General features: G+C 61.4%; 21 protein-coding genes. 10 read left to right on the plus strand and 11 right to left on the minus strand.

Features of this window, described 5'->3' with window-relative positions; translation table 11 throughout:
- Positions 1–2: 2 nt before the first annotated feature.
- The 5 genes from JIO00_RS14080 (at position 3) to JIO00_RS14100 (ending at position 4,428) form a co-directional block, all read left to right on the plus strand.
- Entirely contained in the window at positions 3–1,292 is a 1,290-nt protein-coding gene (locus JIO00_RS14080) for a nitrous oxide reductase family maturation protein NosD (RefSeq protein ID WP_077748417.1), read from the plus strand.
- The gene (locus tag JIO00_RS14085; RefSeq protein ID WP_010460143.1) at positions 1,289–2,212 is read left to right on the plus strand and encodes an ABC transporter ATP-binding protein; all 924 of its coding nucleotides are present in this window, start codon (positions 1,289–1,291) and stop codon (positions 2,210–2,212) included. The genes JIO00_RS14080 and JIO00_RS14085 overlap by 4 nt, the downstream gene beginning before the upstream one ends.
- Entirely contained in the window at positions 2,209–3,039 is an 831-nt protein-coding gene (locus JIO00_RS14090; RefSeq protein WP_010460145.1) for an ABC transporter permease, read from the plus strand. The genes JIO00_RS14085 and JIO00_RS14090 overlap by 4 nt, the downstream gene beginning before the upstream one ends.
- Before the next feature lie 33 nt (positions 3,040–3,072).
- Positions 3,073–3,576: a nitrous oxide reductase accessory protein NosL gene (locus tag JIO00_RS14095; protein WP_200668525.1), complete on the plus strand. Its 504-nt coding sequence runs from the start codon at positions 3,073–3,075 to the stop codon at positions 3,574–3,576.
- Between the two features lie 108 nt (positions 3,577–3,684).
- Positions 3,685–4,428, plus strand: coding sequence for an SDR family NAD(P)-dependent oxidoreductase (locus JIO00_RS14100; RefSeq protein ID WP_102593707.1), 744 nt, complete (start codon positions 3,685–3,687; stop codon positions 4,426–4,428).
- A 626-nt stretch (positions 4,429–5,054) separates the two neighbouring features.
- Here the strand turns inward: JIO00_RS14100 and JIO00_RS14105 are convergent.
- From JIO00_RS14105 to nirS, 11 genes are all read right to left on the minus strand, one after another.
- A complete protein-coding gene (locus tag JIO00_RS14105; protein WP_200668526.1) occupies positions 5,055–6,548 on the minus strand; it encodes a nitrite reductase in 1,494 nt (497 codons plus the stop codon).
- The gene (cobA, locus tag JIO00_RS14110; protein WP_200668527.1) at positions 6,545–7,384 is read right to left on the minus strand and encodes a uroporphyrinogen-III C-methyltransferase; all 840 of its coding nucleotides are present in this window, start codon (positions 7,382–7,384) and stop codon (positions 6,545–6,547) included. The genes JIO00_RS14105 and cobA overlap by 4 nt, the downstream gene beginning before the upstream one ends.
- Before the next feature lie 66 nt (positions 7,385–7,450).
- The gene (nirJ, locus tag JIO00_RS14115) at positions 7,451–8,632 is read right to left on the minus strand and encodes a heme d1 biosynthesis radical SAM protein NirJ (protein WP_200668528.1); all 1,182 of its coding nucleotides are present in this window, start codon (positions 8,630–8,632) and stop codon (positions 7,451–7,453) included.
- Positions 8,633–8,658: 26 nt separating this feature from the next.
- On the minus strand, positions 8,659–9,162 hold the full coding sequence (gene ahbB / locus JIO00_RS14120; RefSeq protein ID WP_200668530.1) for a siroheme decarboxylase subunit beta: 504 nt from the start codon (positions 9,160–9,162) through the stop codon (positions 8,659–8,661).
- A complete protein-coding gene (locus tag JIO00_RS14125; RefSeq protein ID WP_200668532.1) occupies positions 9,137–9,580 on the minus strand; it encodes an Lrp/AsnC family transcriptional regulator in 444 nt (147 codons plus the stop codon). Before JIO00_RS14125 ends, ahbB (JIO00_RS14120) begins: the two co-directional genes overlap by 26 nt.
- On the minus strand, positions 9,573–10,088 hold the full coding sequence (gene ahbB, locus JIO00_RS14130; protein ID WP_102593703.1) for a siroheme decarboxylase subunit beta: 516 nt from the start codon (positions 10,086–10,088) through the stop codon (positions 9,573–9,575). The genes JIO00_RS14125 and ahbB (JIO00_RS14130) overlap by 8 nt, the downstream gene beginning before the upstream one ends.
- Positions 10,085–10,543, minus strand: coding sequence for an Lrp/AsnC family transcriptional regulator (locus tag JIO00_RS14135; RefSeq protein ID WP_010460166.1), 459 nt, complete (start codon positions 10,541–10,543; stop codon positions 10,085–10,087). Before JIO00_RS14135 ends, ahbB (JIO00_RS14130) begins: the two co-directional genes overlap by 4 nt.
- 1 nt (position 10,544) lies before the next feature.
- Positions 10,545–11,723 carry a cytochrome D1 domain-containing protein gene (locus JIO00_RS14140; RefSeq protein WP_200668534.1) on the minus strand — a complete coding sequence of 393 codons (1,179 nt, stop codon included), beginning with the start codon at positions 11,721–11,723 and terminating at the stop codon, positions 10,545–10,547.
- Positions 11,720–12,043, minus strand: a complete 324-nt coding sequence (locus JIO00_RS14145; protein WP_017338897.1) for a c-type cytochrome — start codon at positions 12,041–12,043, stop codon at positions 11,720–11,722. The genes JIO00_RS14140 and JIO00_RS14145 overlap by 4 nt, the downstream gene beginning before the upstream one ends.
- Positions 12,044–12,062: 19 nt before the next feature.
- The gene (locus tag JIO00_RS14150) at positions 12,063–12,377 is read right to left on the minus strand and encodes a c-type cytochrome (RefSeq protein WP_042932083.1); all 315 of its coding nucleotides are present in this window, start codon (positions 12,375–12,377) and stop codon (positions 12,063–12,065) included.
- 24 nt (positions 12,378–12,401) lie between these two features.
- Positions 12,402–13,970, minus strand: a complete 1,569-nt coding sequence (nirS, locus tag JIO00_RS14155; RefSeq protein ID WP_231990971.1) for a nitrite reductase — start codon at positions 13,968–13,970, stop codon at positions 12,402–12,404.
- A 322-nt stretch (positions 13,971–14,292) separates the two neighbouring features.
- On the opposite strand from nirS, the gene JIO00_RS14160 reads away from it, so the two are divergent.
- The 5 genes from JIO00_RS14160 to JIO00_RS14180 all read left to right on the plus strand — a co-directional run bounded on the left by JIO00_RS14160 (position 14,293) and on the right by JIO00_RS14180 (position 18,037).
- Positions 14,293–15,084 (plus strand): CbbQ/NirQ/NorQ/GpvN family protein, encoded by a 792-nt coding sequence (locus tag JIO00_RS14160; protein WP_010460176.1) that lies wholly within the window; start codon positions 14,293–14,295, stop codon positions 15,082–15,084.
- A complete protein-coding gene (locus JIO00_RS14165) occupies positions 15,068–15,655 on the plus strand; it encodes a cytochrome c oxidase subunit 3 family protein (protein WP_200668536.1) in 588 nt (195 codons plus the stop codon). Before JIO00_RS14160 ends, JIO00_RS14165 begins: the two co-directional genes overlap by 17 nt.
- Positions 15,656–15,665: 10 nt before the next feature.
- Positions 15,666–15,923 (plus strand): cytochrome C oxidase subunit IV family protein, encoded by a 258-nt coding sequence (locus JIO00_RS14170; protein WP_200668537.1) that lies wholly within the window; start codon positions 15,666–15,668, stop codon positions 15,921–15,923.
- 242 nt (positions 15,924–16,165) lie between these two features.
- Entirely contained in the window at positions 16,166–16,606 is a 441-nt protein-coding gene (locus JIO00_RS14175; protein ID WP_010460184.1) for a c-type cytochrome, read from the plus strand.
- Positions 16,607–16,609: 3 nt separating this feature from the next.
- On the plus strand, positions 16,610–18,037 hold the full coding sequence (locus JIO00_RS14180; RefSeq protein WP_083376773.1) for a cbb3-type cytochrome c oxidase subunit I: 1,428 nt from the start codon (positions 16,610–16,612) through the stop codon (positions 18,035–18,037).
- Positions 18,038–18,109 lie beyond the last annotated feature (72 nt).

Raw genomic sequence — 18,109 nt, forward strand, 5'->3', positions numbered from 1 at the left:
CAATGACTGATAGCAAGGGAAACCCGGTGACGGTCATTGCATTTGCGCTCCTGCTGATGTCCGGCAGCGCGCTGGCGGTGCAACCCATCACCTCGTTGCCGCTGCGGGTGGACGCCAATCAACGCTGGCACCTGCCGGTGGGGGAATACCGGGGCTCGTTCAGTGTCGATCAACCGATGCAGATTCTCTGCGAGCCCGGCGCGGTATTTCAGGGGGAGGGGCAGGGCAACGGTGTGATCATCAGCGCGCCGGATGTCGCCATCGAAGGCTGCACCTTTCTAAACTGGGGACACGACCTCACCGCCATGAATGCGGCGGTGTTTATCCAGCCCAAGGCCCATGGTGCGGTGATTAAAGGCAATCGCCTGCAGGGTAAGGGCTTCGGTATCTGGGTCGACGGCACTCAGGATGTGAGCCTGATCGACAACCGCATTCAGGGTGATCCGGCGATGCGTTCGCAAGATCGCGGCAACGGCATTCACCTGTATGCCGTGCATGGCGCCAAGGTCATTGGCAACCAGGTGCGCGACACCCGCGATGGCATCTACATCGACACCTCCAACGGCAACCTGCTGCAGGGCAATACCCTTGAAGACCTGCGCTACGGGGTGCATTACATGTTCGCCAACGATAACCAACTGATCGGCAACACCACCCGCCGCACCCGCACCGGCTACGCCTTGATGCAAAGCCGCAAGCTCACGGTGATCGGCAATCGCTCCGAACAGGACCAGAACTACGGGATCCTGATGAACTACATCACCTATTCAACCTTGCGTGACAACTTCGTCACTGACGTGCGCGACGGCTCGACCGGCGACAGCATGATCAGCGGCGCCGAGGGCAAGGCGCTGTTCATCTACAACTCGCTGTTCAACAGCATCGAACACAACCACTTCGAGCACAGCGCCGTGGGCATCCATCTCACCGCCGGCTCGGAAGACAACCGCATCGCCGACAACGCGTTTGTCGGCAACCAGCGGCAGGTCAAGTACGTCGCCACCCGCTTGCAGGAATGGTCGGTGGATGGCCGTGGTAACTACTGGAGCGATTACCTGGGCTGGGACCGCAACAACGACGGCCTCGGCGATATCGCCTACGAACCCAATGACAACGTCGACCGCCTGCTCTGGCTGTACCCGCAGGTACGACTGTTGATGAACAGCCCCGGCATCGAGTTGCTGCGCTGGGTGCAACGGGCCTTTCCTGTGATGAAATCGCCGGGGGTGCTGGACAGCCATCCGCTGATGAAATCATCCACTCAACCCCTGACCCAGGAGCCCAACTCATGAACGTCATCGACATCGAAGGCGTCAGCCAGCGCTATGGGCATGCCACCGTGTTGCATCAGCTCAACCTCAGCCTGGCGGAAGGTGAAGTGCTGGGTTTGTTCGGTCATAACGGCGCGGGCAAGACCACCAGCATGAAACTGGTGCTGGGCCTGCTCCAGCCCAGCGAAGGGCAGGTCCGGGTGTTCGGTCGCTTGCCCTGCGATCCCCACGTACGACGCCTGCTCGGTTATCTGCCGGAGAACGTGACGTTTTACCCGCAGCTGAGCGGTGTTGAAACCTTGCGCCATTTCGCGCGACTCAAAGGCGCCGCGTCCGCCCAAGTGGACGCACTGCTGGAGGAAGTCGGCCTGGCCGGTGCGGCGCATCGGCGGGTCAAGACCTACTCCAAGGGCATGCGTCAACGGTTGGGGCTGGCGCAGGCGCTACTCGGCGAGCCGCGTTTGTTGCTGCTCGACGAACCAACAGTCGGCCTCGACCCCATCGCCACTCAGGACTTGTATCGGTTGCTCGATCGCCTGCGCAGCCAAGGCACCAGCATCATTCTGTGTTCCCACGTCTTGCCCGGTGTCGAGGCGCACATCAACCGCGCCGCGATTCTGACCCAGGGACGTCTGCTGGCACTGGGGAGCCTACGCAGTTTGCGCGAGGAAGCCGGGTTGCCGACGCTGATTCGCGCCAACGGCCTCAAGCACGCCGGGCCCTTGCAGCAACGCTGGAACAACGCCGGGCACCTCACCGAGCGCTGGGGCGTCGAAGGTCTTGAAGTGGCCGCACTCAATGGCAGCAAGCTCGGGCTGTTGCGCCAGCTGCTCAATGAAGACGAGCCGGCCGACGTGGAAATCCATCAACCGTCGCTGGAAGATATTTACCGCTACTACATGAGCCGGGCCGGTGCGGCGCCAATCGGGGAGGCCGTATGAACGCTGTCTGGAACATGGCCCGCAAGGAATTCAGTGACGGTTTGCGCAATCGCTGGTTGTTGGCAATCAGTGTGTTGTTCGCGGTGCTGGCCATCGGCATCGCCTGGCTGGGCGCCGCGGCCTCCGGGCAGTTGGGTTTCACCTCGGTGCCGGCCACCATCGCCAGCCTCGCCAGTCTGGCGACGTTTTTGATGCCGTTGATTGCGTTGCTGTTGGCCTATGACGCCATCGTCGGCGAGGACGAGAGCGGCACGTTGCTGCTGTTGCTGACGTACCCCTTGGGTCGCGGGCAGATTCTGCTCGGCAAGTTTGTCGGCCACGGGTTGATCCTGGCGCTGGCGACGCTGATCGGTTTCGGCTGCGCCATGCTGGCCATCGCGGTGCTGGTGGACAACGTCGAACTGAGCCTGCTGCTCTGGGCCTTCGGTCGGTTCATGGCGTCGTCGACGTTATTGGGCTGGGGGTTTCTGGGGTTGGCCTATGTGCTGAGCAGTGCGTCGGCCGAAAAATCCACGGCGGCCGGGCTGGCACTGGGCGTGTGGTTCTTCTTCGTGCTGGTGTTCGACCTGGCCCTGCTGGCGCTGTTGGTGCTCAGCGAAGGGCAGTTCAACCCGAAAGTGCTGCCCTGGTTGCTGCTGCTCAATCCCGCTGACATCTATCGCCTGATCAACCTTTCCGGTTTTGAACCCGGTGCCGGCAACACGGGAGTGCTGACGCTTGGCAGCGATTTGCCGATGCCGGGCTCGATGCTCTGGCTATGCCTGTCGCTGTGGGTGGCGGTGCCATTGGGTTCGGCCTGGTTGTTGTTTCGTCGCCGGGCGACATGAATTTTCACTTTGATGGTTTTGGAGTAGTTGACGATGAATGCGTTTTATCTGACGACGATGCGCGCGGTGGCGGGCCTGATGATGTGCCTCCTGCTGACGGCCTGTGACAACCCAGTGCAAGCCACTTACAGCGACACCGCCGCGGCCTTTCATCCCAGTGATGAATGCCATGTCTGCGGGATGATTATCGACGGATTCCCCGGGCCCAAGGGCGAAGTGGTCGAGCGAGCGGGGATCAAGAAGTTCTGTTCCACGGCGGAAATGATCGGCTGGTGGTTGCAGCCGGAAAACCATCATAGCGATGCCAAACTGTATGTCCATGACATGGGCCGCAGCCCGTGGAACGCGCCGAATGACGCCCACCTGATCGATGCCAAAGACGCCTTCTACGTGGTCGGTACCCAACTCAAAGGCGCCATGGGCGTGGTGCTGGCGTCGTTCTCAAGTCGCGAGGCCGCTGAAAAGCTTGCCGCTGAACAGGGCGGTCGCTTGCTGCGCTTCAGCGAGATCACTCCGGCGCTGCTGGCACAGCACTAACGTCGTTTTAAAAGCCTGATCGCCGTCAAGTCGTTTTTTCGTCTCCTGCTCAAAGATAGGGCTCGCTACGTCCCCAGTGCTGGCATCCGTGATGCCCAGGAGAAAATGATGAAAACCGAGTTTCAAGATCGTTTGGCGGTGGTCACAGGTGCCAGCTCCGGGATCGGCCTTGCGCTGTGCGCCGCGCTGTTACCGCGCGGGGTTAAGGTGCTGGCGATGTCACGGACCCTCGGTGAATTGCCGGCCTTGCAGCAGATCTACGGCGAGCGGTTGCAGTGGTTTGCCGGGGACGTCACAAGTCAGCAAGACCTGAGCGAACTGGCCGAGCGCGCTGCGGCGATGGGCCCCGTGGACTATTTGGTGCCTAACGCGGGTGTCGCCGAGATGGCCGACAGCCTGGATATGCAGGCCTTCCAGCGTCAGTGGGCGGTCAACGGCGCCGGGGCGTTGAACACCCTGGCGGCGTTACGCGGTGAATTGGCGAGCCCGGCTTCGGTGGTGTTTGTCGGGAGCTTCCTGACCGGCTCGAGCTTTCCCGGGTTGGCCGCTTGCATTGCCAGCAAGGCGGCGCTCGCGGCTCAGGCGCGGACGTTGGCGGTGGAGTTTGCGAGCTTTGATGTGCGCATTAATCTGGTCTCGCCGGGACCGACCGCCACCGCGATGTGGGACAACCTGGGGTTGAGCGAGGGGGAACTCGGCGACGTCGCCGACACCCTGGGTAAACGTCTGTTGCCCGGTCACTTTCTCGACGCAGGGGCGGTGGCCAATGTGATTGTTTTTCAACTGTCGCAGGGCGCTCGGGGTGTTTACGGCCAGGACTGGAAGGTTGATAACGGTTACACCTTGGGCTGAAGTCCGTTCGGGGTACATATCCGTTTCTGCGGTAACGGCTACTATTGGTTCCGCTTTTACAGCGGGTCACTTGGAAAAGCGCCAAGTAACCAAACGCTTTCGCCCCTGACGTACGGTGCCTCGCCTAGGCTCGGCATGCCCTCGCTCCGGTCCTGCTCCGTGGGCCCGCCGCCATCGGCCATCCATGGCCGGGGGCGGCTACCGCGGCATCCTTGCCGCGCTGCCCACTGCGCAGAACCTGCGCTCGGCCTTCCGACGGGGCAGATCAAGATCAAGCTCAAAAGCCAGATCAAAAGCCAAAGCGAGGCGGCCTGATAGCCGACCTGATGTCTGTCAAGGTCATCGGCGGTGGACCTCTATGTCATGCCCGCCAAAAATCCAACTGTGGGAGCGAGCCTGCTCGCGAAGGCGGACTTACATTCAACATTGATGTCGACTGACAGGGCCTCATCGCGAGCAGGCTCGCTCCCACAGGGGAATGCGTACGCTTGAAGATACAGGCCGGCCGGTAGGCCGCCTCGCAGTGTTTTTGCGGTAGTCGCCCCCTCGAGAGGCCCACCGAACGAAAAGGGTAAAAGCGAAACCAATAGCCGCCGTTACCAAAGAAACGGATATACCCCCAAGGCCTAGTGCGAAGTCCCCTCGGCAAACTCAATCTTGTTCCCCACGTTGTACTTGCCCGAAGGCTTGTTCATCGGAATGCGTTTGATCTCCTGCAAGGTGTTGCTGTCGTAGACGATCAGCGCGCCATCGGTGGCCCAGATGCTCAGCAGCAAGTAGCGGCCGTCGCGAGTGAACTCAACATGAGCGGCGGTTTTACCGGGCATCGGGCGCAAGGTGTGGGCAATCTCCAGCGTCTGTTTGTCGATCAGGTGGATCGCATCGTTGTCGGGCCCGAAGAACACATCAGTCCAGGCATACCGCGAGTTGACATGACTGCGCATGAAAAACCCGGGCCCCAGGGTCGGAATTTCCTTGATCAGTTTCCAGGTCTTGAAGTCGATGACCGAGATCAGACCCTTGCTGATATTCGGCGTGGCGAACACCCATTCACCGTTGCGTTTCCAATAGGTCCCCGACCCCAAATGCGGCATGCCCGGCAGCGGTATGTCGGTGACCACCTTGCCGCTGTCGAGGTCGATGACCTGGCCGCCCTGGGCCTTGCGCGACGTGGCCAGCAGCTGTTTGTAGTCCGGCGAAAAGGAAAAATCATCGAGAAAATCCCCGGCAGGAATCCGCCGGGGTTCGAAATCCGGTGTGCCCGCCCAGGACAGCTCCCAGACTTCCTTCACGTCCTTGAGTGCGACGATGAAACTGTCGCGCGGCGGGGCGGAGTAAACCGCGCTGACCCGTGACGCGGTACCGTTCTGACCGATGGTCGGGATGGTTTTGACCAGCGACAGATCGCGGGCATCGAGCACCACCAGGTTGCCGGGCAAATAGTTGCCCACCAGCACCCAGCGTCCATCCTTGCTCACCGCTAGGTTGCGGGTGTTAAGGCCGGCGCGGACCTCGGCGATCAGCTTCAGGTTGTGCAAGTCATACAGGCTGATCCAGCCGTCACGGGAAGCGAAGTAGACGAAGCGCCCATCGGGCGAGAACTTCGGCCCGCCGTGCACGGCGAAGTGCGAAGCGAACCGCGTGAGCACCTCAAATCGGTCACCGTCGAGGATGTCGATGTGATGGTCGCCAGCTTCTACCACCACAAACAGGTTCATCGGGTCGGCGCCGTGCTGGGGCGTGGAGGGCAGTTTGCTCAGGTCCGCGAGCATCGAGTAACTGCCGAGAATGTCGTCATTGCTCCAGGTGGGCGGGGTGGCAGGCGGTTGCTGAAGGTAATCCACCAGCGCGTCGATCTGCGCGGGGCTGAACACGTTGGCATAGCCGGTCATCTGGCTCGCGGGGCGACCGTTTTGAATCACGCTGCGGATTTCATCAGGTTTGATCCGGCTGAGGCTCTCAGGCAACAACGCCGGCCCAGCGCCGCCGAGACGGTTGATACCGTGACAGCTTTGGCAATGCTGCTGATAGAGTTGCGCCGCGTGTTCAAGTGCCGGCACTGCTGCGCCGGCCTGGGCCGCACTGACCCCTAACAGGTGGGCAAGGACGATGCGCCTCATATCGCCACCTTGGCGCGACGTAGCAGGGCTTGGGTCGGGTAGAGTCGCGCCGGGTATTCCAGCTGTTCTGCGTCAAACATATCGACCACTGAGCCGATTACCGTCAGTGTCGGAATACCCGGTGGACAATCCCGCGCGAGGGTCGGCAATTGGTGCAGCTTGCCTCGGGCGACGTGCTGGTCGGGTCGCGTGCCGTTGCTGATCAGCGCCGCCGGTGTGTCGGCCGACAGCCCGGCTTCGATCAAGCGTTGAGCGATGATCCCCAGGTTCGACAAGCCCATGTAAAACACCAGCGTCTGGCTACTGTCGGCGAGGCTGCTCCAGGGCAACGACAATTCGCCATCGCGTTGCAAATGGCCGGTGATGAACCGGCAGGAATTGACCAGGTCGCGGTGGGTCAACGGTATGCCTGCATAGGCGCTGCAGCCGGAAGCGGCGGTGATTCCCGGCACCACCTGGCAATCAATGCCGCGTTGCAGCAGGTACTCCAGCTCCTCGGCACCGCGACCGAAAATGAACGGGTCGCCGCCCTTGAGCCGGACCACGCGTTGCCCTTGATCGGCGAGGTCGGCCAGCAGCTCGTTGATCTGTTCCTGGGGCAGGCTGTGGCAGCCACTGGCCTTGCCGACGTAATGCCGAGCGCAGGTCAGGGGAATCAAGTTCAGCAGTTCGGGGCTGATCAGCCGGTCGTACACCACGGCGTCGGCCTGCATCAACAGGCTCCAGGCGCGCAGGGTCAGCAGGCGTGGATCGCCGGGGCCGGCGCCGACCAGGGCAACTTCGCCCGGCCGGAACGGCGACTCAAGTGTGGCCGGTATAGCAATTGATGGAGGCATGGGACGTCCTTGGTGCTTCATCAGGTTGGCCGGCCCCAGCCTTTGTCAGGTGGTTGGCCGGACGGGCTATTCAGTGGGTGATGCAGGGATGTTCGTTGACGGCGTAACACCGATTTCGTCATCGCTGAGGTGGCAGCCGGGGTCCTGGCCCCACAGATCTCCCTCGGCCCAGGCACGCGTGCGGGTGTTGCCGTTGCAGATGGGCAACCAGCGGCATTGCGCGCAACGACCACCGACGGCGCGGGGATGCTCACGCAAGCGCAACAGCAGGGCATCCGGCTGATCCAGCCACAACGTGCGGAACGGCGTGCGGCGGACATTGCCCACCGAGTGCTGCCACCAGTAGGTGTCCGGGTGCACTTCGCCGGTGTTGTCGATATTGGCAATGCCGCTGCCGGAGGCGTTGCCACCCCAGGCGCGGAGCATGTTTTCCAGGCGTGGGTAATGCTCGGGAATACGCAGGGCTGCCCATTGCAGCAGCAGAATGGCATCGGCATCGTTGTTACCGCTGACAAAATCGCTGTCGCGCCCCTGTTGGATGTCTTCCCAGGCTCGCTCAAAGATCAACGTCATGGCCTCGCGGCTCATCTGCTGGTGCGCGTCGAGTTTGCGACTGCGTTTACCGCGACCGCTGTAGTTGAGGTGCGACAGATAAAACTTCTGCACGTCGAACTCGCGCATCAGCGCCAGTAATTGGGGTAACTGCGGATGGTTTTCCTGGGTCAGGGTAGTGCGCAGCCCGACGCGAATGCCTTGTTCGCGACAGAGCCGGATCGCCTGCATGGAGCGGGCGAAGCTGCCCTTGAGTTGGCGGAAAGCGTCATGGGTGGCTTCCAGTCCATCGATGCTGATGCCGACGTAATCGAAATTCGCTGCGCTGATCTGCGCAATGTTCTGCTCATCGATCAGCGTGCCGTTGGTGGACAAGGCCACAAAGAAACCTTTGGCCCGGGCGTAGGCGCTGAGCACAAACAGATCCTCGCGCAACAGCGGTTCGCCACCGGAAAGTATCAACACCTTCACCCCGGCATCATGCAAATCGTCGATCACGGTCAGCGCGGCGGCCGTATCCAGTTCGTCGCGAAAGACACTGTCGGCCGAGGTGGCGTAGCAATGTTTGCAGGTCAGGTTGCAGCGCCTGAGCAGGTTCCAGATCACCACCGGCGCCCGGTTACTGCCCGGTGGACTGGTTCTGGGTGCAGGCGCCTGGCCTGCCAGCGCACGCAGGTATTGGCTGATCCTCAACATGCAACTCTCCTTGAGTCAGGGCGTGTTCAGTGCGAAGCGACAGGTAATCGCAAGCCGGTTTTCTTCAGGATGCGGCTGCTCACCAGCATCTCGTCGGCAAAACAGGCCTCGCCCAACAAATAGCGCAGGTGCTCGCGGTAGCTGTTGATCTCATCGCGGCTGCGGCCATGCACCATGGCGAACAGGTTGTAGCGCCATCCGGTTCGGCGCGGGCGGCGATAGCAGTGGCTGACGAAAGGCTGCGCGCCGATCAGCGCGCCGAGGCGCGTTATGTCGGTGTCGCGCACATCCCAGACCGTCATGCCGTTGTGGCGATAGCCCAGTCGGTAGTGATTGGGTACGGCGGCAATGCGCCGAATCGCGCCCTCGGCCTGCAAGCGCTTAAGTAGGTCCAGGGTGGATTCGATGCTTAATTCCAGTTGTTCGGCGAGCCACGCCCACGGGTCATCCAGCAACGGCAGACCGGCCTGGGTCAACGCAATCAGACGCTGGGCGAGGGTGTCTTCAGACCGGGAAATACAGACCGACATGGTAAGTCTCCTCCTTAGGCAGGTTGAGCAGGGGCAGGCCGGTCAGGGTTTCGATGCGCTGCAGCGTCTCGGCGATGCCTTCTTCGGTCGCGCAGCCAAGCACGAACCACATGTTCCAGGCGTGTTCGCGTCGGTAGTTGTGCGCCACTTCCGGCAGGCCATTGAGCTGTTCGGCGACGTCATCGAAACGTTCTTCCGGCACCGCCAACGCGGCGAGGGTGAAGGCGCCGCCCAGCCGTTCAATGTCGAACATCGGGCCGAAGCGTGTGAGCACGCCATCAGCGAGCAGGGTGTGCAATCGGTCGAGCAGTTCAGTGTTGCTGCTCTGCAGTTCGGCCGCCAATACCCGCCAGGGGTGGCGCACCAGCGGCAAGCCCAATTGCAAACGGTTGATCAGTCGGCGGTCGAGGTCATCCATGGGTCGGTACTCCGGTGCGCGAGGGCGCAAAACGGCCGCCGCACTGTTTGAAGACCTGGGTGCTGAACAGTAATTGATGGGGCAGGTCGCTCAGTAGATGCTCCTCCAACAACGCCTGGATCTGCGCCTCAACCTGCTCACGTTGACGCCCGTGCACCATGCAAAACAGGTTGTACCGCCACTGCGGCAGGCGCCGGGGCCGCTGATAGCAGAGGTTGATGCCGGGCGCTCGCCCCAGGCGCTGGCCGACTTCGTCAATCAGCGCATCGGGAACATCCAGCACCAGCATGGCGTTGGCGGTAAAGCCCAGCGCTCGATGGTGCAGCACCAGGCCGATACGGCGAAACAGCCCTAGCTCGCTCCATTGGCGCATCTGTTCGAGCACCTGGTTTTCGTCAGCGTTGAGCCGTTCGGCGAGAGCCTGATACGGGCGCGACACCAGCGGCAACCCGCCTTCGAGGTGCCGGCGCAGCGCCAATGCTTGTTTGGGGTTCAATCCTGGTGTCATGAGTTTTCTCCCAGGGCAAAGCCCAGGTCGATGCGGTAGGCGGTCAACATCGGCAGGTCCAGCGGCATGAGGCCGGTGTCGTCCTCCAGTTCCTTGAGCACGCGGTCGATGTGTTGGCGATCAGGGCCGGTCAGCACAAACCACAGGTTGTAGAAATGCTCCCGTGCGTAGTTGTGATTGACCTCCGGGTACTGACTGACGCGATCGGCCACCTGTTGCAGGCGGTCGGCGGGCACGGCGAGGGCGGCGAGGGTGCTGGCCCCGGCGCGGCTGTGTTCGAACACCGGGCCGATGCGTGAGAGGGTGCCGGCCTGATCCATTTCTTCCAGGCAGGCCATCACCTGGGATTCGCGGCAACCGAGAATCCTGGCCATCTCCTTGTACGGTGACGGACACAGCGGCATGCCGTGCTGAAAGCGGTCGATGAGTTGGCGGCTGAGTCGTTCAAGGTCCATTTCAATACCCCATTTTCTGCGCGCGACTGCTGAAGAAGATGCCGCTCGGTGCTCTGGCGGGCAGGGTGCTCAGCAGCTTCAGGCGGTACGGATCCCAGACCTGGACCTGATCACCGTCGCGTAATGACAGCCACAATTGGTCGCCGCGTGCGGTGAATTCCATGTGCAGCACCGCTGGCCCGGGGCGCAGATCGGCGACCACGGCGTGGGTTTCGGTGTCGATGACCTGAACCCGATCGTTGTCCGGGTAGGCGAAATTGACCCACAGCTGCCGACCGTCCGGGCGCGACGTGACGAACACCGGTTGGCCGGCCACCGGAATCACGGCGGTCTGCTGCCAGGTGCGTGAATCCATCACCAACACTTGATGCCGGCCGACGGCGGGCACGAAGGCCTGGTTATCGGCGACGGCCCAGCCTTCCAGGTGCGGCATCTTGTAGACCGGGAGTTTCGCCTGACCGCGTCCGTAATCGCCGAGTACTCGCTGCACGCCGCGTTCTGGATGCCAGAGGTCGAGTTGCGCCATGCCGTCTTCACCGAACAGGCCGGCCATGTAATAGCGTCCGTCCGGGGTGATCAAGGCGTCGTAGGGTTGCTCACCAATGCCGGTGAAACGGCTGATTTGTGGTGTGCTGCCCTGACTGAAATCGGCGGTCCAGATCTCGCCGGTATCGAACAGGCTGAACACGAAACGTTGCCCCGGCGCGTCCACCAGGCCGACCACCCGGGAGCGCTTGCTGCCATCGGCCAGGGGCGTGGCCGGAATATCGGCCACCTGCTGAAGGGTGTCGGCATCAAAGACCTTGACCCCGCCGGGCACGTAGTTGGACACGGCGATCAGCTTGCCGTCCTGACTGATGGCGCCACCAATGCTGTTGCCGCCCTGGATGACGCGATGGTCGATACGCCAGGTCAGCAAGTCGATTTTGCTCAACCCGCCGTCGCGCCCGAACACATAGGCGTAGCGCTGGTCACGGGAGAACACCACCGAGGCATGGGACAGATCGCCCAAACCCTCGAGTCGGGCCAGTGCGGTGTGGGTGTCGCTTTCGATGATTTGTACGCTGGCGGTGGCGCGCTCCACGACCAGGCCCAAGTCGCCGGTGCCACGCAATGGTGGCTGAACGCAAGCGGACAACAACAGCCCGGTCGCCGCTGACAGCAGGATTGAACGGATCATGGTGCGGGATATCCCTGGAGAAGTAGATCGACCAGCCAACGGATGTCGCCGGGGCTGAGCAACGGGGCCCAACCGGGCATCGCGGTGCCGGGCCGGCCTTGGGTGACGGTGGCAATCAGGCTGTCCCTGGATTTGCCGGCCAGCGCTGCGCGCGTCAGTTCGGGGCCTAGCCCGCCAGTCAGGTGCAGCCCATGGCAGGCACCGCAGTCCTGGGTCAGCAGGTGTTCGAGTTGCGCCTGACGCTGGGCGTCCGGCGCCGCAACCGCGGTTGCGCAAATGAGGAGGAGGGCCGCCAGAATCACAGCGTGTCGATACACCATCAAGACGCCCTCCTGGCGGTTATTTGAGTGTCAGTACCCAAGTCGCGAGCGTTTTCGCTTCTTCTTCAGTCACCGGGTTGGCCGGCATGGGCATCGGCCCCCAGTTGCCTTGTGTACCGTTCTTGATGTGGCTCGCGAGGGTGTCCACGGCTCCGGGTACGCCAGCGTTCTTGGCCGCTACATCCTTGAGCGCAGGGCCGACAATCTTGGTGTCGATGGAATGACAGGCTGCGCAGGGTTTGCTCTTGAACAGCTCCAGCGCGTCTTGGGCCATGGCCGGTTGCACACTCAGCGCAGCGGTCAGGGCGAACAGTGAAAACAGAGTATTTTTCATGGTGTTTCCTTGCATTGATGGAGCTCAATAGATGTCGTGTTGGGTGTTGTAGACGTTGAACTTTCCGGTGGGTGTGATCAGTCGCTTGTCCTTGATGACTGACTTGAGCTTCAGTGTTTTGTCGTCGATCACCACCAGCGCCGACTCGTCTGCCTGGCCACTCCACACGGAGAACCAGACTTCATCGCCGGCCTTGTTGTATTCCGGTTGCACGACGCGCATGGCGCCTTGCTTGATGCCCGCGTATTCAGCGATGGGCAGCACGGTGTAGCCGGCGTCGAGTTTGTCGAGGTTGAACACCGCCACTGACTGGCTGAGTTTTGTATCCGGGTTGAGGGTGGTATCGACGTACAGATGACGGGAGTTGGGATGGGTTTTGATGAACAGCGATCCACCGCCCTGACCCTTGAGCGAGGCGACCTGCTTCCAGGCGTATTGCGGGTGTTTGGTCGGGTCGGTGCCGATCAGCGAGATGCCGTCATCACCCAGATGGCTGGTGGCCCAGACCGGGCCATAGGTCGGGTGGTTGAAGTTGGCGCCGCGACCCGGGTGAGGGGTTTTGCCGACGTCCACCAGTGCGGTCAACTTGCGCTCCTTGGAGTCGATCACGGCGACCTTGTTGGAGTTGTTGGCGGCGGTCATGAAGTAGCGGTGCGTGCTGTCCCAACCGCCGTCATGCAGGAACGGCGCGGCATCGATGTAGGTGACAGTGAGGTTTTTGATGTCCTGGTAATTGACCAGCATGACCTTGCCGGTTTCCTTGACGTTGACGATGAACTCCGGCCATTCATGGGAGGCGATGATCGCTGCGACCCGAGGCTCGGGGTGATATTCCTGTTTGTCGACGGTCATGCCGCGGGTCGAAACGATCTGCTTCGGCTCCAGGGTTTCGCCATCCATGATGGTGAACTGCGGCGGCCAATAAGAACCGGCGATGGTGTATTTGTCTTCGTAGCCTTTGAACTTGGAGGTCTCGACCGAGCGCGCCTCGATGCCCACTTTGACTTCGGCGACCTTGGTCGGCTCCACCGGCCACAGGTCGATCATGTCGATCCGGGCGTCTCGACCGATCACCAGCAGGTAGCGGCCTGAGGCAGAGATCCGCGAGATGTGCACCGCGTAACCGGTCTCGATGAGTTTGACGATCTTCTTGCTGTCACCGTCGACCAGGGCGATCTTGCCGTCATCGCGCAACGTCACCGAAAACAGGTTCGGCAGGTTGAGTTTGCTCAGCTGCTTCTTCGGACGATCTTCGGGTTTGACCAACACTTTCCAGGTTTTCAGCGTCTCGGCCATGCCCCATTCCGGTGGCGTCGGCGGCGTGTGCTGAATGAACTTGGCCATGACCGTGATCTGATCCTTGGTCAGCGCATTGGACGTCCCCCAGTTCGGCATGCCCGCCGGTGACCCGTAGGTAATCAAGGCTTCCAGATATGGTTGCCCGCGGCTTTGGGTAATGTCCGGCGTCAGCGGTTTGCCCGTGGCTCCTTTGCGCAAAACGCCGTGGCAGCCTGCGCAGCGCTGGAAATAGATTTCCTTGGATGAGTCGAACTCGGCCTGGCTCATGTCGGGAGCGCCAGCAGTTTTAACCATGGGCAGGTTGGCCACCACTGCGGCGGGCTCTTCAGCGCTGGCGGCATGACCCACCACCAGGGCCAGTGACGAACACAATGCAGCGCGGGTCAGGGCAAACGTTTTTCTATTGCTGATCAGCATTCCATTTCTCCTCAGGCAAGACCTTTGCGATGTGCTGAAACGGCAGCACAGAACGCAGGTTCTTAGTGCCGTGCAAGGCTATGCCCGAGCAGGCCAATGTTCGCTTGACGACGATCAAGTTTGCCGGCCATCTCACTTGCCAGGTTGTCGCAGGGGCCCGTAGCGTGTTCCTTGAATCCGCTTTTGGAACAGGCAGCCCATGGACCGTAACCCGTCTTGCGAACCCTTCTATCAACCGCTCAACAATGAGGAGGCGCTGTTCGAGCAAGCCTGGCGACACGGCATGCCGGTGCTGATCAAAGGCCCGACGGGATGCGGCAAGACCCGCTTTGTCCAGCACATGGCCCATCGGCTGAAACTGCCGCTGTACACCGTGGCTTGCCATGACGATCTGAGCGCGGCCGACCTGATCGGACGCCACCTGATCGGTGCCCAGGGCACCTGGTGGCAGGACGGACCGCTGACCCGCGCGGTGCGTGAAGGCGGCATCTGTTACCTCGACGAAGTGGTCGAGGCGCGTCAGGACACCGTGGTGGTGTTGCATCCATTGGCCGATGATCGTCGTGAACTGTTCCTGGAACGCACCGGCGAAGTGCTGAAGGCGCCGCCGTCCTTCATGCTGGTGGTCTCCTACAACCCCGGTTACCAGAACCTGCTCAAAGGCATGAAACCCAGCACCCGCCAACGTTTCGTGGCGATGCGTTTCGGCTATCCGCCGGTGGCCGACGAAGAACGTATCGTGGCCCGGGAAGCCCAGGTGGACACCGCGCTGGCGGCGCAAGTGGTGCGGTTGGGCCAGGCGCTGCGCCGGCTCGATCAACATGATCTGGAAGAGGTCGCCTCAACGCGGCTGCTGATCTTTACCGCGCGCATGATCCGCTCCGGCATGAGCCCGCGTGAGGCCTGCATGGCCTGCCTGGCCGAGCCGCTGAGCGACGATCCGTTGACCGTTGCCGCGCTGATGGACGTGGTTGATGTCCACTTCGGCTGAGTCCACGGGCGTCTTGCGCCGTCACTTGCCGGGCGATCTGGCGATGTGGTTTTTCATTCTGGCCGAGCTGTCGGTGTTCGCCATCCTGATCCTGGCGTTCGCCGTGACCCAAGCGCTCAAACCGCAGATGTTCAGTGAAAGCCGCCTGTTGCTGAACACCTCAACCGGGTTGGCGATGACCCTGAGCCTGCTCACTGCGGGGCTGTTCGCCGCGCTGGCGCAGGAGCAAGTCAGGCGCTCGCGGCCGCGTCACGGTGCGGTCTTCCTGCTGATGGCGTTACTCGCCGCCAGTGTCTACGTGGTGCTGAAACTCACGGAATACCGGCACTTGCTCGCCTCGGGGCTGGGCATGGAGCACAACACCTTTTTCACCCTCTACTGGATCCTCACCGGTTTTCATTTTCTCCACGTACTGCTCGGCATGGTCATTCTCGGGTGGCTCGCGGAGCGCTGTCGCCGTGGCTTGTACGACGCCAGCAAGCGCAGCGGGTTTGAATCCGGCGTGCTCTATTGGCACATGGTCGATCTGATCTGGGTCATGCTGTTTCCGCTGGTCTACGTGCTGAGTTGACGAGGTTCTCATGTCTGTTTCCAGGGTATTGCTCGCCTGTTGGGCGGCGCTTGCCACGTTAAGTGTGTGCACGGTGGCGTTGGCCCACGTTGGCGCGACATCGCTGCTGTCGATGGCCATCTTGCTGGTGGCGGTGGGCAAGGCGTGGCTGATCACCGATGGCTTCATGGAGATGCGCCACGCGCCGCGACTGTGGCGCCGGTTGATGTTGAGCTGGGCTCTGGTGTTGGCGGCGGTTGTAGGCCTGACGCTGGAGGTGGTCCGCTGAAGGAATACAGCCCGTAAAACAGCCCGACTTTCAACGTGGGAGCGAGCCTGCTCGCGAAGGAGCCGTCACATTCAACATCCAAGTTGACTGACACTCTGCCTTCGCGAGCAGGCTCGCTCCCACATTCGATCTGCGTTGTCAGTAATACCCGACCAAAACCATCTGACTTTCTTGATCGCCATCAAGCAGGTTCCAACCCTTCGCTTCCTATCATGGACGGGCCAAGCAAAGAGGAAGCGACCATGTCAGAGACCTTCACCAAAGGCATGGCCAGGAATATCTATTTCGGGGGAAGCATCTTCTTCTTCCTGATATTCCTGGCCTTGACCTATCACACGGAACAGACCTTTCCGGCCCGCAGCAATGAGGCGCAGCTCACCGAATCCGTGGTGCGCGGAAAGTTGGTCTGGGAGCAAAACAATTGCATCGGCTGCCACACGCTGCTGGGCGAGGGCGCCTACTTTGCGCCTGAGCTGGGCAACGTGTTCCAGCGGCGCGGTGGGGAAGCGGGCTTCAAACCCTTTCTGCATGCCTGGATGAAAATGCAGCCACTGGGCGTACCCGGCCGGCGCGCGATGCCGCAGTTCAAGTTGAGTGACCAGGAGGTGGATGACATCGCCGAGTTCCTCAAATGGAGCTCGAACATCAACACCAATGGCTGGCCGCCAAACAAGGAGGGCTAAGCGATGAGCATTGCTAATCCGCATCTGAAATTTGCCTCGCAAGCCGTGGCCAAACCTTACTTCGTGTTCGCCCTGATGCTGTTTCTCGGGCAGGTGCTGTTCGGGTTGATCATGGGCCTGCAATACGTGATAGGGGACTTTCTGTTCCCGATCATTCCCTTCAACGTGGCGCGGATGGTGCACACCAACCTGCTGATCGTCTGGCTGCTGTTCGGGTTCATGGGCGCTGCCTATTACCTGATTCCGGAAGAGGCCGACCGCGAACTGCACAGTCCGAAGCTGGCGATCATCCTGTTCTGGGTCTTCGCCGCCGCGGGTGTGCTGACGATCCTGGGCTATCTGCTGGTGCCGTATGCCGGCCTGGCCAGGCTGACCCACAACGAATTGCTGCCGACCATGGGCCGGGAGTTCCTGGAGCAACCGACCATCACCAAGATGGGCATTGTGGTGGTGTGCCTGGGCTTCCTCTACAACATCGGTATGACCCTGCTCAAAGGTCGCAAGACCACCGTCAGCATGGTGATGATGACCGGGTTGATCGGGCTCGCGGTGTTCTTCCTGTTCTCCTTCTATAACCCCGGCAACCTGGCCCGCGACAAGTTCTACTGGTGGTGGGTGGTGCATCTTTGGGTGGAAGGCGTGTGGGAACTGATCATGGGTTCGATGCTCGCGTTTGTCCTGATCAAGATCACCGGGGTAGACCGGGAAGTCGTGGAGAAATGGCTGTATGTGATCATCGCCATGGCGCTGATTACCGGGATCATCGGCACCGGTCACCACTTCTTCTGGATTGGTGCGCCTGAGGTCTGGTTGTGGGTCGGTTCAATCTTCTCGGCACTCGAACCTCTGCCGTTCCTGGCCATGGTGATCTTCGCCTTCAGCATGGTGAAGAACCGCCGCCGGCAACACCCAAACCGGGCCGCCACCCTGTGGGCCAAGGGAACCGTCGTCACAGCGTTCTTCGGTGCTGGCGTCTGGGGCTTCTTGCATACCCTGGCTCCGGTCAACTTCTACACCCACGGTTCGCAACTGACGGCGGCGCACGGCCACCTGGCTTTCTACGGTGCTTACGCGATGATCGTGATGACCTTGATCAGCTACGCCATGCCACGACTGCGCGGGTTGGGTGAAGCAGGCGATGAGCGCTCGCAGACCTTCGAAATCTGGGGCTTCTGGTTGATGACCCTGTCGATGGTGATGATCACGCTGTTCCTCACCGCTGCCGGTGTCGTTCAGGTCTACCTGCAACGCTGGCAGGTCGATGGTGTCGCGTTGCCCTTCATGGCCACGGTCGAACAACTGCAGGTGCTGTTCTGGGCCCGTTTTGGCGCCGGTCTTGGTTTCCTTGCGGGACTGCTCTGTTACCTGTTCAGCTTCAAGCAACGTGCCCGCGCAGCCTTGCGCGCCCCGGCGGCCGTGGTGCCTTCATGAGCTGCTGTCAAGGTTAGAAAAGGTCGGCCCGGCTGAGACAGCGGGCCGTTTTTTTGCTTTACAAAAAGGGCA

Origin of the sequence: Pseudomonas sp. SW-3 (assembly GCF_016615645.1) — a bacterium.
In the GTDB taxonomy this organism is placed as follows: Bacteria; Pseudomonadota; Gammaproteobacteria; order Pseudomonadales; family Pseudomonadaceae; genus Aquipseudomonas; species Aquipseudomonas mandelii.